14 protein-coding genes are annotated in these 15,283 nt (G+C 73.2%); 8 read left to right on the forward strand and 6 right to left on the reverse strand.

The features are described from left to right. Nucleotides 1–60 precede the first annotated feature (60 nt). Nucleotides 61–795, forward strand: coding sequence for an HpcH/HpaI aldolase family protein (locus CCO02nite_RS06500; RefSeq protein ID WP_186812601.1), 735 nt, complete (start codon nt 61–63; stop codon nt 793–795). A gap of 74 nt (nt 796–869) precedes the next feature. On the opposite strand, the gene CCO02nite_RS16210 is transcribed toward CCO02nite_RS06500, so the two are convergent. Then, nucleotides 870–1,469 carry a sugar O-acetyltransferase gene (locus CCO02nite_RS16210; protein WP_146842315.1) on the reverse strand — a complete coding sequence of 200 codons (600 nt, stop codon included), beginning with the start codon at nt 1,467–1,469 and terminating at the stop codon, nt 870–872. A gap of 47 nt (nt 1,470–1,516) precedes the next feature. Between CCO02nite_RS16210 and CCO02nite_RS06510 the strand changes: the two genes are divergently transcribed. The 3 genes from CCO02nite_RS06510 to CCO02nite_RS06520 are packed head-to-tail and all read left to right on the forward strand — an operon-like array spanning nt 1,517 to nt 3,878. Next, on the forward strand, nt 1,517–2,440 hold the full coding sequence (locus CCO02nite_RS06510; protein WP_146842316.1) for an LLM class flavin-dependent oxidoreductase: 924 nt from the start codon (nt 1,517–1,519) through the stop codon (nt 2,438–2,440). A gap of 48 nt (nt 2,441–2,488) precedes the next feature. Continuing rightward, complete coding sequence (queD, locus tag CCO02nite_RS06515; RefSeq protein ID WP_246117392.1) at nt 2,489–2,884, forward strand: 6-carboxytetrahydropterin synthase QueD; 396 nt, start codon at nt 2,489–2,491, stop codon at nt 2,882–2,884. Then, on the forward strand, nt 2,877–3,878 hold the full coding sequence (locus CCO02nite_RS06520; protein ID WP_146842317.1) for a 7-cyano-7-deazaguanine synthase: 1,002 nt from the start codon (nt 2,877–2,879) through the stop codon (nt 3,876–3,878). Before queD ends, CCO02nite_RS06520 begins: the two co-directional genes overlap by 8 nt. A 17-nt stretch (nt 3,879–3,895) precedes the next feature. Here the strand turns inward: CCO02nite_RS06520 and CCO02nite_RS06525 are convergent, their stop codons facing one another. The 4 genes from CCO02nite_RS06525 to CCO02nite_RS06540 form a co-directional block, all read right to left on the reverse strand. Beyond that, the gene (locus tag CCO02nite_RS06525; protein ID WP_146842318.1) at nt 3,896–4,360 is read right to left on the reverse strand and encodes a hypothetical protein; all 465 of its coding nucleotides are present in this window, start codon (nt 4,358–4,360) and stop codon (nt 3,896–3,898) included. Between the two features lie 25 nt (nt 4,361–4,385). Further along, nucleotides 4,386–4,964, reverse strand: a complete 579-nt coding sequence (locus tag CCO02nite_RS06530) for a hypothetical protein (RefSeq protein ID WP_146842319.1) — start codon at nt 4,962–4,964, stop codon at nt 4,386–4,388. 170 nt (nt 4,965–5,134) lie between these two features. Continuing rightward, entirely contained in the window at nt 5,135–6,097 is a 963-nt protein-coding gene (locus tag CCO02nite_RS06535; RefSeq protein WP_186812597.1) for a 2-hydroxyacid dehydrogenase, read from the reverse strand. Between the two features lie 81 nt (nt 6,098–6,178). Continuing rightward, nucleotides 6,179–9,241 (reverse strand): carbohydrate binding domain-containing protein, encoded by a 3,063-nt coding sequence (locus tag CCO02nite_RS06540; protein ID WP_222593156.1) that lies wholly within the window; start codon nt 9,239–9,241, stop codon nt 6,179–6,181. Between the two features lie 327 nt (nt 9,242–9,568). Here CCO02nite_RS06540 and CCO02nite_RS06545 point away from each other — a divergent pair, with 327 nt between their 5' ends. Further along, nucleotides 9,569–11,011 carry an ATP-binding protein gene (locus CCO02nite_RS06545; RefSeq protein ID WP_146842321.1) on the forward strand — a complete coding sequence of 481 codons (1,443 nt, stop codon included), beginning with the start codon at nt 9,569–9,571 and terminating at the stop codon, nt 11,009–11,011. 42 nt (nt 11,012–11,053) lie between these two features. On the opposite strand, the gene CCO02nite_RS06550 is transcribed toward CCO02nite_RS06545, so the two are convergent. Then, a complete protein-coding gene (locus CCO02nite_RS06550) occupies nt 11,054–11,512 on the reverse strand; it encodes a hypothetical protein (RefSeq protein ID WP_146842322.1) in 459 nt (152 codons plus the stop codon). Between the two features lie 268 nt (nt 11,513–11,780). Between CCO02nite_RS06550 and CCO02nite_RS06555 the strand changes: the two genes are divergently transcribed. Genes CCO02nite_RS06555 through CCO02nite_RS06565 form a run of 3 tightly spaced genes read left to right on the forward strand, consistent with a single transcriptional unit; the run spans nt 11,781 to nt 15,281 of the window. After that, nucleotides 11,781–13,496 carry an IlvD/Edd family dehydratase gene (locus tag CCO02nite_RS06555; protein WP_146842323.1) on the forward strand — a complete coding sequence of 572 codons (1,716 nt, stop codon included), beginning with the start codon at nt 11,781–11,783 and terminating at the stop codon, nt 13,494–13,496. Continuing rightward, on the forward strand, nt 13,483–14,466 hold the full coding sequence (locus CCO02nite_RS06560; RefSeq protein ID WP_146842324.1) for an SMP-30/gluconolactonase/LRE family protein: 984 nt from the start codon (nt 13,483–13,485) through the stop codon (nt 14,464–14,466). Before CCO02nite_RS06555 ends, CCO02nite_RS06560 begins: the two co-directional genes overlap by 14 nt. Before the next feature lie 2 nt (nt 14,467–14,468). After that, nucleotides 14,469–15,281, forward strand: a complete 813-nt coding sequence (locus CCO02nite_RS06565) for an HpcH/HpaI aldolase family protein (protein ID WP_146842325.1) — start codon at nt 14,469–14,471, stop codon at nt 15,279–15,281. Nucleotides 15,282–15,283 lie beyond the last annotated feature (2 nt).

Consider the following 15,283-nt stretch of genomic DNA (forward strand, 5'->3'; position numbering starts at 1 on the left):
GGTCCGCTGCGGCCCACCTTCCGCGACGCGCTCGCGGCCGCCGACCGGCCGCTCGCGGGGATGTGGGTCTGCTCGGGCAGCCCGCTCGTCGCGGAGATCTGTGCCGGCGGTGGCCTGGACTGGCTGCTGGTCGACATGGAGCACGGACCGAGCGGCCTGGAGTCCGTGCTCGCGCAGCTCCAGGCGGTCGCGGCCTACCCGGTCACGCCCGTGGTGCGGGTGCCGTCGGGCGACGCGGTGACGATCAAGCAGGTGCTCGACCTGGGCGCGCAGAACCTGCTCGTGCCGATGGTCTCGTCGTCCGACGAGGCGCGCGCGCTGGTCGAGGCCGTGCGCTACCCGCCCCGCGGGCGCCGTGGCGTGGGATCGGCGCTCGCGCGCTCCGCGCGGTGGAACCGGGTCGACGACTACCTCGTCGGCGCCGATGCGTACGTGTCGCTGTTCGTCCAGGTCGAGAACACCGCGGGTGTCACGGCCGCTGCCGAGATCGCGGCGGTCGACGGGGTCGACGGTGTGTTCGTCGGACCCTCCGACCTGGCCGCGTCGATGGGACTGATCGGTCAGCAGACCCACCCCGACGTGACCGCGGCGGTGCTGCGCGCCTTCGAGGCCGTGCGCGCCGCGGGCAAGCCGGTCGGCGTCAACGCGTTCGACCCTGCGGTGGCCGACGCCTACCTCGCGGCGGGCGCGTCGTTCGTGCTCGTCGGTGCGGATGTCGCCCTGCTCGCGCGCGGCTCGGAGGCGCTGGCCGCCCGTTTCGTCGCCCCGAGCACGACGCGGCGCTCAGGGTACTGATCGGCGGCGGTCCGCTCGAGCGGGTCGTCGGCAGGTGGTGGCGCTTGGGCTGCGCGGTACCGGGAGGGTGGTCCTCAGTGCTGCGAGGCGAAGCCCGTCCGGTCCGCCTGGGTGATGGGGCGTAGCACGCGGGCGGGGTTGCCGACCGCGACGACGCCGGGCGGGACGTCTCTCATGACGACCGACCCTGCACCGATCACGGAGCCCGTGCCGATGCGTACACCGCCCAGGACCGTGACCCCGCCCGCGATCCAGACGCCGTCGCCGACCGTGATCGGCCGCGCGACGCACGCACCGGCCACGCGCTCGGCGCGGTCGAGCGAGTGGTCGGAGGTGTAGAAGCCGACCTTCGGGCCGACGAGCACGTCGTCACCGATCGTGATCGGTGCGCCGTCGAGCAGGACGCAGTCGAAGTTGGCGAAGAACCGGGCGCCGAGGCGGATGTTGGTGCCGAACTCGCAGCGGAACGTCGGCTCGAGGTTCGCGCCCTCGCCCGCGCCGCCGACGACGGCGCGCAGCAGCTCCTCGCGCTGCTCCTGCGAGCCGCCGTACGCGGCGTTGTAGGCGTTCGTCGCGAGGACCGCCCTGCGGCGCGCGTCGATCAGCTCGGGGGTCAGGTCGTCGTAGACGGCGCCCGTCGCCATGTGCGCGAGCTGTTCGGCGAGCGTGGGCATGGACCGTCCTCGGGGCCGTGTGTGCGTTCACACCTAGTATCGCGGTCATGACCGACGTCGGTGTGATGCTGCCCCGCGATCTGCCCGCCGGCCTGGTGCTCGACTTCGCACGGGCCGCCGACCGGGCGGGGTTCGACGAGCTGTGGGTGGTCGAGGACCTGGCCTTCCGGGGCGGTGTGGCGCAGGCCGCCGCGGTGCTCGCGGCGACCGATCGGATCGTCGTGGGCGTCGGGATCCTGCCGGCCGCGGTGCGCCACGTCGCGTACGCCGCGATGGAGGTCGCGACCCTCGCGCAGCTCTTCCCCGGGCGCGTGCACGTGGGCATCGGGCACGGGATGCCGGAGTGGATGCGCCAGCTCGGCGTGTGGCCGCAGCGGCCGCTCGCGTTCCTGAGCTCGTACGTCGAGACGCTGCGCACCCTGCTCGGCGGAGGCGAGGTCGACGGTCTGCGGCTGGACCCGTCGTCGGTGCCGGACGTCGTGCCGCCGCTGCTGCTGGGCGTGCGCGGGCCGAAGTCGCTCGCGGTGTCCGGGCGGGTCGCGGACGGGACCGTGCTCGCCGAGCCGTGCGCGCCGGAGTACGCCCGCGCCGCCCTGGAGAAGATCGCGGCCTCAGGTCCGCACCGTGTGGTCGCCTACAACGTGGGCGCGGTCGACGACGACCCCGCGGCGGCCGTCGCGGCCGCGCGACCCGCGCTCGAGTGGGTGGGGGAGCCGGACTGGGCGCCGCACCTCGCGCCGTTGCCGTTCGCCGACGAGTTCGCGGCGCTGCGCACCGACTGTGCCACCCGCGCCGAGTTCGTCGCGCGGTTGCCGGAGGCGTGGGTCCGGCGTCTGGCGCTCGTCGGGACGCCCGACGAGGTGCGCGGCCGGATCGCCGAGCTGGGCCGGGCGGGCGTGTCGTCGAGCGTCTTCATCCCGGCCGGCCCGGACCCGCTGCGCTCACTGGCGGCCCTCGGCCGAGTGCTGTGACGCATGGCCCGCGGATGTCCGATCGGCTAGCTGGACCGTGACGGTACCGTGAGCCCGGCCCGGCGCGACGAGGAGAAGGCGAACGTGCACGAGATCTCGAAGCGCTTCACGGTCGAGGCGGCCCACCACCTCCCGCGCGTACCCGACGGCCACCCCTGTCGCCGCCTGCACGGCCACTCGTACGTGATCGAGCTCGGGCTGCGGGGCGAGCTCGACGAGAGCGGCTGGGTCCGCGACTTCGCCGAGATCGGTGCGGCGTTCGAGCCGGTCCGTCTCCGGCTCGACCACCGGCTGCTGAACGACGTCGACGGGCTGGCGAACCCGACCAGCGAGGTCCTCGCGCAGTGGGTGTTCGAGGCGGTGGTCCCGGCGCTGCCCGAGCTGGCGTGGGTGCGCATCGAGGAGACCCGGTCGTCCGGCTGCGTGTACCGGCGCGATGGCTGAGTTCCGCCGGGCACGGTTCGACCCGGCGGCCGTGCGGATCTCGTCGGAGAACGCCGTGGTGATGTTGTCCGGTGGTCTGGACTCGACAGTCGCGCTCTGGTGGGCGCTCGAGCACTACGGGTCGGTGCGCGCGGTCTCGCTCGACTACGGGCAGCCTCACCGTGCCGAGCTGCGGGCGGCCGCGCGGCTCGCCGCGGTCGCGGGCGTCGAGCGGGCCGTGGTCCGGCTCGACCTCCCGCGCGGCTACCGCGACGCGAGCGGCATGTTCATCCGGGGGCACACGAGCCTCATGGGCGGGCTCGGTGCGCTCGGGGTCGGCGCGGCCGGGGCCGACGTCGTCCTCGGCATGCTGGCCACGGACCCGTACGCCGACTGCGGTGCCGAGTACCTGGATGCCCTCTCGGCCGGGCTGGTGAACGAGCACGACGAGGGGCCGACGCGCGTCGTCGCGCCGCTGCTGGCGCTGGAGGACAAGACGGCGGTCGCCGCGCTCGGCTTCGAGCTGGGGGCGCCGTGGCACGTGAGCTGGTCCTGTCGTCGGCCGCTGCGCGGGCGGCCGTGCGCGGACTGCAGCGCCTGCCGTTCGCGTGCCGTCGTGGACCGTCGGCTCGACGAGGAGTACGGGCTGCCGCCCGCCGTCGTCCGCAGCTGGCAGGCGGTCATGGGGTCGCCGAGCCATCCCGTGATCGGGCGGTGCTCGGACGAGCTGCGGGGACTCGGGCAGCGGATCGCGTCGGCCGGTGGCGCCGAGCGCGGCACCGTCGGGACCCGGTACGTCGGCCCCGACGGCGCGCGACGGCTCGCGCCGCACGTCCGTGGAGCACGACGCGCCGAGCTGCGCCGCCCGGCGCGCACCCGCTACGTCCGCGCGCGGGGTCACGGCTGGCAGGTGGCGGTGTGCGACGACGGCGCCGTCGCCGCGACCGACGGGTTGCCGTCGCTCGACACGATCCAGCGGTCGCTGGTCGCGGCCGTCGCCGCGGCGCCGCGCTGAGGAGCGCTGGGCGCGCGTCAGGCAAGCAGGGCGACGATCGCGGCACGGACGACGGTGGAGCTGAGCGAGCCTGCCCACTCGCTCGTCCCGTCGTACTCCTCGCGGGCGAACGCGACACGCCCGTCGCGCAGGACCCAGAGCGCGAGGTTGGGCGTGTCCTTGCCCTGGCTCCCGACGGGCACGACCGCGATGTTCGCGTTGGGCTTCTGCTGCACCGCCCTGAAACCCCCGAAGAGCTTCTTGACCTGCTGGTACCCCGGCGTCCGCACACGGGTCGTGCCGTCGGGGGCCGTACCGATGACGACCTTCCTCGTGAACCTCAGGTGGGGGAGCGACTCGGTGATGGTCGCGCGGATGACCTGAGGGCACGCGACGACGATCGGGTCGCGCCTGTCGAACGGCGACGACCGCCACGCCTGCGCCTCCGCCTCGCGTGCCTCTCGCTCCCGCCGGGCCGCCCTGATCTCGTCCTCGATGCCCATGGCGGCGAGTGTAGGGGGCCGAGCGTCAGCGCGTCGGCGCCCCGGGCGTGTGCGCCGCGACGAACTCCTCGACGGTCCCCGCCCAGGTGGGAGCCGCGATCCGGGCCTGCGGCCGGAGCTCGGCGACGACGAACCGCTCCACGGCCACCGCGAGGAACAGTCGGCGGACCGCCGGCTCGACCGGCGCGTGGATCTCGGCGAACGACGTGTCCTCGTCGAAGCCGCCGTTGACCACCCGGCTGTGCAGGCCCCGGAGCCGCCCGACGACCTGGAGCATGGACCGCGCGGGCTCCGCGTCCTGCCACGCGGCGACGACGGCTCCGAGCACCCGGTCCTCGTCCTCGCTGCTCCAGGAGTCCGGTCGGGTCAGCCTGCGTGGGTACCAGCGGTAGTTGTCCGGGAAGAAGACCTCGCCGGTGCACCCGAGCGGGTCGACCGCGGCGTAGCCGCACGGGACGGTCTTGTGCGCGACGAACGTCACGGAACCGAGTGTGGTCTCCAGGACGAGCCGGTCCGGGAGCAGCTCCAGGAGCCGCTCCTTCAGCGCGTTCGCCTGGCGTGGCGTGCGCGGGACCTCGAGGTCCGCGGGCGTCAGCGGCGGCATCCCCACAGTGTGGCCCGTCGCGCGGCTACTGCACCGCAGCCGGGCTCGCGCCGCGGTCGCGCGCCGCGACCAGGCGCGTGCGCATCTCGTCGTACGTCGCCACGAACCCCGCGATCTTGGGCGCGCCGACGAGCACGTACAGCTCGTCCAGGAGCTGCGGCGTCGGCGTGTCACGCCACGACGCGCAGCGGCCGGCCCGCGAGGAACGCCTCGACGCACTCGACGGCGCCCGCGGCCATCCGGGCCAGCGCCTGCGGGGTGCGGAAGCCCAGGTGAGGCGTGAGGACCGCGCCCGGGACGGCGAGCAGCGGGTCGTCGGGAGGCAAGGGCTCGGGGTCGAACACGTCGAGCGCGATCCGCAGGTCGCCCCGTGCGGCGCGGGCCACGAGCGCATCCGGAGCGACGACCTCGGCGCGGGCGGTGTTGACCAGCACCGCGCCGGGCCGCAGCAGCTCGAGCAGCTCCGCGGTGATCAGGGCGCGCGTCGTGGGCAGGAGCGGAAGGTGCAGGCTGACCGCGTCCGCGGCCTCGAACGCGGTGCGCAGGTCGACCTGGCGCACATCGGGACCGATCGCGGCCAGGTCCGCGACCGGCCGGGCGTCGACGACGAGGACGCGCGCCCCGAGCGCCGCGACGATACCCGCGAAGGTGCGCCCGATCGCGCCGGCGCCGATCACCGCGACCGTGGATCCCGCCAGCTCCGGACCGGGGAAGCCGGACCAGTCGCCCGCGCGCACCGCGCGGTCGCCGGCGACGACGCCGCGCAGCGCCGCCAGGAGCAGCGCGAGCGCGTGCTCCGCGACGGCCCGGTCGCCGTAACCGGTGACGTTGGTGACCGTGATCCCGTGCCGGCGCGTCTCGTCGAGGTCCACGTAGCTCGCCGCACCGGTGCCGGTGAACGCGAGCAGGCGGGTGCGCCCGGCGATCGCCATGAGGTTCGCGGCGCTCAGGTGCACGCTGAGCAGGCCGACGTCCGCGCCGGTCAGCCGGGCCGCCGCCTCGTCGCCGTCGGGCAGGTCGTCGTGCACCACGAGGTCGCCCAGCGCGCGCAGACGCTCGCCGAGGGGAGCCGAGCCGAACAGGGCGGCGAGCTCCGGCTCGCCACCGGGGAAGACGATGACCGGTCGCGTCACGCCGGTCACGCTAGCCCGTACGTGACCGGTCTGCGTCGGCCGGGCCGCAGCCCCACGGCCCGGCCGACGCGGCCACCCGCCTCAGCGCAGGTACGGGCCGTCCACGCCCACCTTGCCGGGTGCGGGGTTGCCGGGGAGCTCGAGCACGTAGGCCCGCAGGTTCCCCTTGCCGGGCGCCGCGATGCTCAGCGACCCGGTGGTCACGACGCGCCGGTCACCGGTGACGACGTCGACGTAGGTGCCGTTCGGGATCTGCCCGAAGGTCGCCCCGTCCGTGACGGTGACCAGCACGAACGAGTCGACGGTGCCCTCGGTGAACCGCCGCTTGTAGGCCATGTTCCCCTGGACGCCGACGGTCGAGTACTGCCCCTTCTGCAGGGCCGGGACCGCGCGGCGGATGAGGTTGAGCCGCTGGACGTGCTTCACGAGCGGCTTCTGCAACGTCGTCGCGACGGCGCCGGACGCGGAGGCGACGACGCCGAAGTCGGCCGCGACGACCGAGCCTGCGAGGTTGTCCCCGTAGTAGGCGCGCCCGGTGGTCGCCAGCGGGCACGTGGGCCCGCAGTCGATGGGCTTGCCCGCCTGGAACTCGATCTCCGAGCCGTAGTACAGCGTCGGGATGCCGCGGAACGTCCACATCAGGCTCATGTTCTCGGCCCACGCGTCGGTGCCGCCGTTGTAGCGCACCGTCGACTTGTTCGGCCCGTAGTCGTGCGAGTCGACGTAGACGACGTTGTACGTGGCGTCGTTGTACGAGTCGTCGGAGTCCTTGCCGTTCCAGTACGCGTTGTTCGCGTCGCCGAAGTTCATGTGCATGCGCATGTCGATGACGTTCATGCCGGAGAACTTCGAGTGGTCCGCCGCGTGGTACGTGTTCCCGTCGGTGCCGGTGAGGAACGCGTTCGTCGACGTCGGCTGGTTGCCGGTGCCCATGAGGTTCTCGTACTGGAACTGCTCGGCCGCGGCGACCACGTCGTCGACCGAGTACTCGCGGCGCTCCTTCCACGTGTAGAACTGCGCCGAGTGGTTGACCGAGCCGCGGTTCCACTTGTCGTTGACGAAGGCCGCGACCTCGCCGAACACGTAGAAGTCCTTGCCCTTCTCGCCGTGCACGGCGGTGGCGTGCTGCTGGATCGCGGGCAGGAACACGCGGTTCCACGTGACGCGCGGGATGTGCACCGCGGTGTCGATGCGGAACCCGTCGACGCCCATGTCGATGAACTGGTTGTACGCGCCGATCAGGTAGTCCTGGACGGGCTTGGACTCGGTGTTGAGGTCCGCCAGGTCCTCGTGCAGCCAGCAGTCCTGCGCGTCCTTGCCCTCCCAGTTCCCGATCCAGCACTGGTGGTAGTACGTCGACGGGAACATGCCCGACGTGGGCGACGGCCACTGGCAGTTGTGCAGCGAGAAGCCCTCGGCGCTCTTCGTCCCCGTCAGGGTGCCGAAGTTGGCGCACGTGCTGCCGGCGGTCGCGGTCGAGGACCACAGGTCGCCGTTGTACGGCCGGCCCTTCGCCAGCAGGTTCTGGGCCGCCGTCAGGGTCGGGTCGTTCCCGGTCGCCTCGTCCATCGGGTCGTACTCGCGGCCCTCCTCCTTCGCGGAGTACATCCAGTCCCACTGTCCGTCGCGCGCACCCCACACGGTCGGGACGAACAGGCCCTTCGCACCCCACCGGGACGTGTGGTTGTAGACCACGTCCTGGTAGATCTTCATGCCCTTGGCGTGCGCGGTGTCGATGAGGTCCTGGTACGTGGCGCCAGGTGTCTCGAGGCGGGTGTCGACCCGGTAGAAGTCCCAGCCGTGGTACCCGTGGAAGTCGTAGTCGGACCGGTTGAGCACCACCGGGGTGATCCAGATCGCCGAGAAGCCCAGCGCCTTCACGTAGTCGAGCTTGTCGACCAGACCCTGGAAGTCGCCGCGGAACATCGTGTCCGTCCCGTTGCCGGCGCGCGTGTTCTGCGAGCCGCCGCGGTTGTTCGAGGGCACGCCGTCGTCGAACCGCGCGGTCATGACGAAGTAGATCGAGTCCTCTCGCGGGTCGCCGCCGAGCGGCTCGCCGGTGGTCGCGGTGGGCGCGTCACCCGTGGTCACGGTGGCGCTCGCGCTCGCCGCGGAGCGGTTCCCCGCCGCGTCGTACGCGGTGACCGAGTAGGTGTAGGAGGTCCGGGGGAGCAGGTTCACGTCCGTCGCGGTCGCCGTGGCGACGTCGCGCGCGACGATCCCGGCGCCCCCGGTGCGGGTCAGCGTGTAGCCCGTCACTCCCACGGCGTCCGACGAGGCCGCCCAGCCGATCGTGACGCGCACGCCGTCCGCGGTCGCGACGAGCCCGGCCGGCACGGTCGGGGCCACGGTGTCGGGGCCGCTGGGGGTGGGTGTCGGCGTGGGCGTCGGGGCGCACGGGCTCGTGGTGACCGCGGCGAGCGTGCCGCCGCTCACCGTCTGCAGCCCGGTCGCGTAGCGGTAGTTGGCGCCGCGGTTGTTGTCCCACGTGCCGCTGCCGTTGTTGAAGACGACCTGCCCGCCGGTCGCGGCGCCCAGGTCGATCGTGAACGCGAACCACCCGGTGCACGCCGACGTCATGACGACGCCCGGCACCGTCGTCCACGCGCCGCTGCCCACCTGGTAGTGGATGCGTGGAGCGGTCCAGTCGGTGCGGTAGTACAGCGTCGCGCTCGTCGTCGGGCTCGTCGTCGGGCTCGGTGTGGCCGACGGAGTCGGCGACGGTGTGGTGGCGCACGGCGCGGTCCCCGTGGTCACCGCGCCGTCCTTCACGACGACGATGCCCGACCCGACCCGGTAGTTCGCGCCACGGTTGTTGTCCCACGTGCCGCTGCCGTTGTTGAACGTGAGCTGCACGCCGCTCGCCGAACCGAGGTCGATCTCCTTGCGCAGCCAGCCGGTGCAGGCGGCCTCCATCGGGACCCCCGGCACGGTGGTCCACGCCGCGCCGTCCACGCCGTAGTGGATGTTGGTGGTCGTCCAGTCGGACCGCTGCGGGTAGTAGACGGTGGACGTCGTAGCGGCCGTGGCGGACGACAGGGCCGTGAGCGCGCCGAGCGGAATGGCGACGGCGGCCGCGACGAGAGCGCCGAGCAGACGCATCCTCGATCGGGGCGCGCGGTCGGGTGGGGAGCTGAAAGGCATGGCGGATCCTCGTCGGTCGGCCGGGCGTTGCCCGGTGCGGCGAGCGAGGTGGAGGTCGCGGGCCCAGAAGCGGTGGCGGGGCCGTTCGTCGCGCTCGTGTCATGGCCTGGTCCGGATGCGCTGTCGCGCGTGCGGTCCCCGGTGGGCGGCGTTGCCCGGCCGGGGTGGGCCGTAGTGGTGCAAACTACACCGTTCTTGCAGCAATGTCTGCAACGCGTTGCGCTGCATCGCGGCGCACGACGCCATCTCGCGTTCGAAGCGGGGCTCGCCGGACGCTGGTGACCTCGAGGACTGGTCATAACATACATCGCATGTATCATTCGTGGTGTGAATGATGCCAATGGTCAGTTCTTCGGTCGTCGAGCGATGCTCGACGTGCTGTCCGGGCACCTGCGGGCGGTCCAGAGCTCCCATCGCGGCCGGATGCTCGCTGTTCGCGGCCGCCGGCAGGTCGGCAAGTCGACGGTCGTCGAGCGGTTCGTCGACGCCGCGGAGACGCCGTACGCGTTCGTCACCGGGGTCTACCAGGCGCCCGCCGTCAAGCAGCTCGAGGACGCGACACGCGCCATGGGCGAGTCGCGGCACCCGGTGCCCGACCTCGAGCTCCTGACGCAGACGCCGGCGACGAGCTGGCGGGAGTGGTTCAGCCGTCTGGGGCTCGCCGCCCGGAGCGGGCCCGTGATCGCGGTGCTCGACGAGTTCCCCTGGCTCGTCGGCGGTGACCGCACGCTGGAGGGCGAGCTGCAGGCAGCGTGGGATCGCAGCCTCGAACGTCTTCCGGTGCTCCTGATCCTCGTCGGCTCCGACGTCGCGATGATGGACAGCCTCGCGAGCCACGGGCGGCCTCTGTTCGGCCGCGTCTCCCCGCTGGTGATCCCGGCGCTCGACCCCGGCGAGGTCGCCGACGCCCTGCCGGGACGTTCCGCGGTCGAGGTGTTCGACGCATCGCTCGTGACCGGCGGGTACCCGCGGCTGGTCCTGGATCTCGCCGCCAGCGGGCTCAGCGCCGACGACTACGTCCGACGAGCGCTGCGGGACGCCTACAGCCCGCTGGTGACCACGGGGCGGCTCACGCTGGACGCGGAGTTCCCCGAACCCCAGACGGCGTACCGCGTGCTGTCGGCCATCGGATCGTCCGACACCGCGAACCCCGGGTTCACCGACGTCGTCGGCGCGATCGCCGACCCGGGGGAGCGGCAGAGCACGCAGGTCGCGATCACCCGTGCGCTCGCGACGCTGACCGGCACGAAGGCGATGATCGAGAAGGAGCTGCCCGCCTGGGCCCCGCCGAGCAGCAAGCTGCGCCGCTACCGCGTCACCGACCCGTACCTGCGCTTCTGGTTCCGGTACGTCGAGCGCTACATCGACCCCATCTCGCGTGGGCGCGCCGACCTGGCGATCGACGCGTTCGACCGGGACTGGACGTCGTGGCGCGGCCAGTCGATCGAGCCGATCGTGCGCCACTCGCTGCAATGCCTGGCGCTGCACGATCCCCGGTTGGCCGGCGTCGAGACCGTGCTGCCCTGGTGGAACCGCTCGAACGTCGAGATCGACGTCGTCGCCGCCACGCGCGCCGGCACGCCGTTGGTCGGGACGATCAAGTGGCGCACCGGCGGGCCGGTGACGTCCGCGGAGGTGAACCAGCTGCGTCAGCAGCGCACCAACGTCCCGCACGCGGAGGAGGCTCTGGTCGCCGCCATCAGTCCGAGCGGCGAGGCCGTAGGAGCGGACGTCACCTTCTCGGCCGACGAACTCCTCGCCGCCTGGTAGGCAGCGAACGGGCCCGAGCCCGGCCGCGGCCGTCCAGTACCGCTACTTCGCGTCCCGCTCGTCGTTGTCACGGGCGAGGTCCGCGTCCGCCGACGTCGACGTTCCGCCTGTCGGATCGTCGGCCGCGAGGCGGTCGAGCTCCGCCATCTCCTCGGCGTCGAGGATCTTGCCGAACAGGGACGACCCGTCCTCGTAGTACTCGACCTCGACGTACGCCCGTTCGTGCTCGTGCTCGCGGACCGTCTCGACCACGTCGACGATCAGCTGCCCGAGCTTCGGGTCGTCGGCCGCGAGGGCGAAGTCGGCGTGGACGAACTGGAGCAGCCCGCCGACCGAGCCATCGGCTTCCCGCACCACGTCGAGCTCGACCAGGAGGCGGCCATGGCTGGCGTCGTACGACTCGGCGAAGTCCGAGCGAATGTTCGGGTCACGCGACTGATCGAAGGCGTACTCGGTGATCTCCCAGCCGCCCCACGGCGTCGGCAGGAACTGGTTCGTCACAGGCGTGTCCTCACGGGCCCCTCGCCCTCGGTGGCGTGTCTCGCCCCGAACGGTGTCGGGATGGTCGTCGGTCCTGTGTCGTTCTTTACCACGAGCGTGTGCGAGCACGCCTCGTCGATCCGCCGCTCAGGCGTATGTGGGCGGGCCGGGTCGCCGACGAGTAGTCGCGCCTGACTGGCGATCGCCCGATCCAAGTGGAGCGACCGCGGAGTACGCTGGCGAACGGATTCGATACTGCAGCACAACGTTCTAACTAACGGAATACATCATGACTCCTCTGCGCAGTGACGACTGGTACGCCGGCTCGAGCCGCAACGCCTACATCCACCGTGCCTGGATGCGGCGCGGCGCCCCCAGCAGCGCGTTCGAGGGCCGCCCGCAGATCGCGATCGCCAACACGGCCTCCGACCTGACGCCCTGCAACGTGCACCTGACCGAGGTCGCTCGGTCCGTGCGGGACGGCGTGCACGAGGCCGGCGGCGTGCCGCTCGAGCTGCCGGTCGTCTCCCTCGGCGAGACGCAGGTCCGTCCGACCGCGATGCTCTGGCGCAACATGGCGGCGATGGCCACCGAGGAGATGCTGCGGGCCAACCCGATCGACGGCGTGGTGCTGCTCGGCGGGTGCGACAAGACGATCCCGTCGCTGCTGATGGCGGCCGCGTCGGTCGACCTGCCGGCACTCGTCGTGCCCGGCGGCCCGATGCTCACGGGCACGTTCCGGGGCAAGCCGCTCGGCTGCGGCACCGACGTGTGGCGGCTGTCCGAGGAGGTGCGCGCCGGCACGATCTCGGCCGAGGACTTCTCGCGCAGCGAGTCCGCGACCGTCCGCAGCAAGGGCCACTGCAACACCATGGGCACGGCCTCGACGATGGGGCTGCTGGCCGAGGCGCTCGGCATGGTGATCCCGGGGACCGCCGGGACGCCGGCGCCGGACAGCCGCCTGCTCGAGGCCGCACACGGTGCCGGGCGGCTCGCGGTCGAGCTCGTCCGCGAGGAGCGCCGGCCCAGCCAGGTGCTGACCCGGGCGTCGTTCCACAACGCGATCGTCGCGCTCGCCGCGATCGGCGGGTCCACGAACGCCGTGGTGCACCTGCTCGCGCTCGCGGGCCGCCTCGGGGTCGACCTGCGGCTCGACGACGTGGACACCATCGGCTCGCGCGTGCCGCTGCTCGTCGACCTGCAGCCCGCCGGGCGGTTCCTCATGGACGACCTGTTCCGTGCGGGCGGGCTGCTCGCGGTGCTGCGCGAGGTGCAGGACCTGCTCGACCCGAGCGCGCTCACGGTCACCGGACGCCCGCTCGTCGAGCACCTCGACGGAGCGCAGGTGTGGGACCGCGAGGTGATTCGTGCGCGCGAGGCACCGCTGCTCGACGAGGGTGGCATCGCGGTGCTGCGGGGCAACCTCGCGCCCGACGGCTGCGTGATCAAGCCGGCCGCCGCGTCGCCCCACCTGCTGCACCACCGCGGCCGTGCGGTGGTGTTCGACAGCATCGAGGACTTCCACGCGCGCGTGGACGACCCGGAGCTCGACGTCGACGCCGACTCGGTCATGGTGCTGCGCGGCTGCGGCCCCAAGGGGTACCCGGGGATGCCGGAGGTCGCCAACATGCCGCTGCCGACGAAGCTGCTCGAGCAGGGCGTGCGGGACGTGGTGCGGGTCTGCGACGGGCGGATGAGCGGCACGGCGTACGGCACCGTGGTGCTGCACGTGGCTCCTGAGGCGGCGGCCGGCGGACCGCTCGCGCTGGTGCGCGACGGCGACTGGATCGAGCTCGACGTGCCCGGCCGTCGGCTCACGCTCGACGTCCCGGAGGCGCAGCTGGCGGCACGCGAGCCGAGCGCGCGGGCCGCCGCGGCGTACGCGGCACCCACGCGGGGCTGGGAGCGGCTCTACGTCGACCACGTGCGGCAGGCGGACACGGGTGCCGACCTCGACTTCCTCGTCGGCGCGAGCGGTCACCGGGTGACCCGTGAGTCGCACTGAGGTGCCCGACGACCTCGTCGTGCTCGCCGACGTCGGCGCGGCGCTGGGGGAGGGGCCGACGTGGGACCCGCGCACCGGCACCCTGCGCTGGGTCGACATCGACCGCGGACACGTGTGGTCGCTCGAGCAGCGGGACGCCGGGTGGAGCACGCCGCGCCGGTCGCTCGACGTCGGCCCGACCCTCGGCGCCGCCGTGCCCGCGCAGGACGGCGGGCTGCTGCTAGCGCGCACGCGGTACGTCGAGCACCGCGACCGCGCGGGCCGTGTCGTCGGCACCGTCGAGGTGGTCCCCGCGTCGGTCGCGAGCCGTCTGAACGACGGCGCGTGCGACCCCGCCGGCCGGTTCGTCGTCGGCAGCCTCGCGCTGCACGGGGGCCCCGGCGACGAACGGCTGTGGCGGCTCGAGGACGACGGCACGCTCACGGTGCTCGACGACGACCTGACGCTGTCCAACGGGATCGGCTGGAGCCCCGACGGTGGCGTGCTGTACGTCGCGGACACCTACCGCCACGTCGTCTTCGCGCGGACCTACGACGCCGCGAGCGGGCGGGTCGGCCCGCGGCACGTGCTCGTCGAGACGCCGGGCGAGTACCCCGACGGGCTGTGCGTCGACGCGGCAGGGGACCTGTGGGTCGCGTTCTGGTCCGCGGGACAGGTGCGCCGGTACTCCCCGGACGGCGAGCTCGTCGGCGTGCTCCGCACGGGCGCACCGCTGACGACGAGCTGCGCGTTCGTCGGCGACGACCTCGGCCTGCTCGTCGTGACCACCGCCGCCAAACCGGTGCCCGGGGTACCCGCGAGCCCTCGTGGCGGAGCGCTGCTCGCGTGCCGTCCGGGCGGGGTCGGCCGCCCGCAGCCACCGTGGCGGCCGGTCCCGCCGGCCGCCTACCGTTCCGACGGGACGTCCGCGCACGATGAGCAGCACGTGCCCGACGAGCAGCACGTGTCCGACGAGCACGAGGGAGCCTGAACATGTCCGTGGGAGCCATCGCCGCGAGCGCGCAGCGGCTGCGGGACGCCTGGACGGCGGGCGCCGCGCTCGGCATCTGGAGCTCGCTGCCGGACCTGTCCGTGGCCGAGCTGCTCGCGGGCCTGCCGTACGACTACGTGTGCGTCGACCTGCAGCACGGTGTCGCGACGTTCAGCGAGCTGCCGGGCATGACGCAGGCGATGCGTGCCGCGGGCGGTGCGCCGGTGGTGCGGGTGCCGTGGAACGAGCAGGCGGGCATCTGGCGCGCGCTCGACTCCGGTGCCGCCGGGGTCCTCGTCCCGATGGTGAACGACGGCGCCGAGGCCGCCGCGGCCGTCGCCGCGTGCCGCTTCCCGCCGGCGGGCAACCGCAGCTGGGGGCCGATGTGGGGGTACGTGCGCCCCGACGGCGCGCTGCCGCCCGCCGAACAGGACGCCAGCGCGATCTGCCTGGTCATGATCGAGACCGCGGCCGGGGTGGACGCTCTCGACGAGATCGTCCGCACGCCCGGGCTGGACGGTGTGTACGTCGGCCCGAACGACCTCGCGCTCGCGTGCGGGTACGGGCGACGGACGTACCGGGACGACGCCGGCCTCGAGGCCCTGATCCAGCGCGTCGTCGACGCGTGCCGCGGTGCGGGGATCGCCGCGGGCCTGCACTGCTCGGACCCGCAGATGGCGCGCGAGTGGGCGGCGCGCGGCGCGACGATGCTCACGATCGCGCAGGACACGGGCCTGCTTGCCGACGGCGCGCGGCAGGCGCTGGCCGTCGCCAGGGGCGAGGCCGCGGCGCCCGAGGGAGCCCGTCCGTACTGAGG

Origin of the sequence: Cellulomonas composti, assembly GCF_007990245.1 — a bacterium.
GTDB classification, from domain to species: domain Bacteria; phylum Actinomycetota; class Actinomycetes; order Actinomycetales; family Cellulomonadaceae; genus Cellulomonas; species Cellulomonas composti.

Excerpts from the sequence above, each read along its gene's own strand:
- CCO02nite_RS06500 (WP_186812601.1), top strand. The coding sequence starts at position 61 with ATGTGGGTCTGCTCGGGCAGCCCGCTCGTCGCGGAGATCTGTGCCGGC.
- CCO02nite_RS16210 (WP_146842315.1), bottom strand. The coding sequence starts at position 1,469 with ATGCCCACGCTCGCCGAACAGCTCGCGCACATGGCGACGGGCGCCGTC.
- CCO02nite_RS06510 (WP_146842316.1), top strand. The coding sequence starts at position 1,517 with ATGACCGACGTCGGTGTGATGCTGCCCCGCGATCTGCCCGCCGGCCTG.
- CCO02nite_RS06520 (WP_146842317.1), top strand. The coding sequence starts at position 2,877 with ATGGCTGAGTTCCGCCGGGCACGGTTCGACCCGGCGGCCGTGCGGATC.
- CCO02nite_RS06525 (WP_146842318.1), bottom strand. The coding sequence starts at position 4,360 with ATGGGCATCGAGGACGAGATCAGGGCGGCCCGGCGGGAGCGAGAGGCA.
- CCO02nite_RS06530 (WP_146842319.1), bottom strand. The coding sequence starts at position 4,964 with ATGCCGCCGCTGACGCCCGCGGACCTCGAGGTCCCGCGCACGCCACGC.
- CCO02nite_RS06540 (WP_222593156.1), bottom strand. The coding sequence starts at position 9,241 with ATGCCTTTCAGCTCCCCACCCGACCGCGCGCCCCGATCGAGGATGCGT.
- CCO02nite_RS06555 (WP_146842323.1), top strand. The coding sequence starts at position 11,781 with ATGACTCCTCTGCGCAGTGACGACTGGTACGCCGGCTCGAGCCGCAAC.
- CCO02nite_RS06565 (WP_146842325.1), top strand. The coding sequence starts at position 14,469 with ATGTCCGTGGGAGCCATCGCCGCGAGCGCGCAGCGGCTGCGGGACGCC.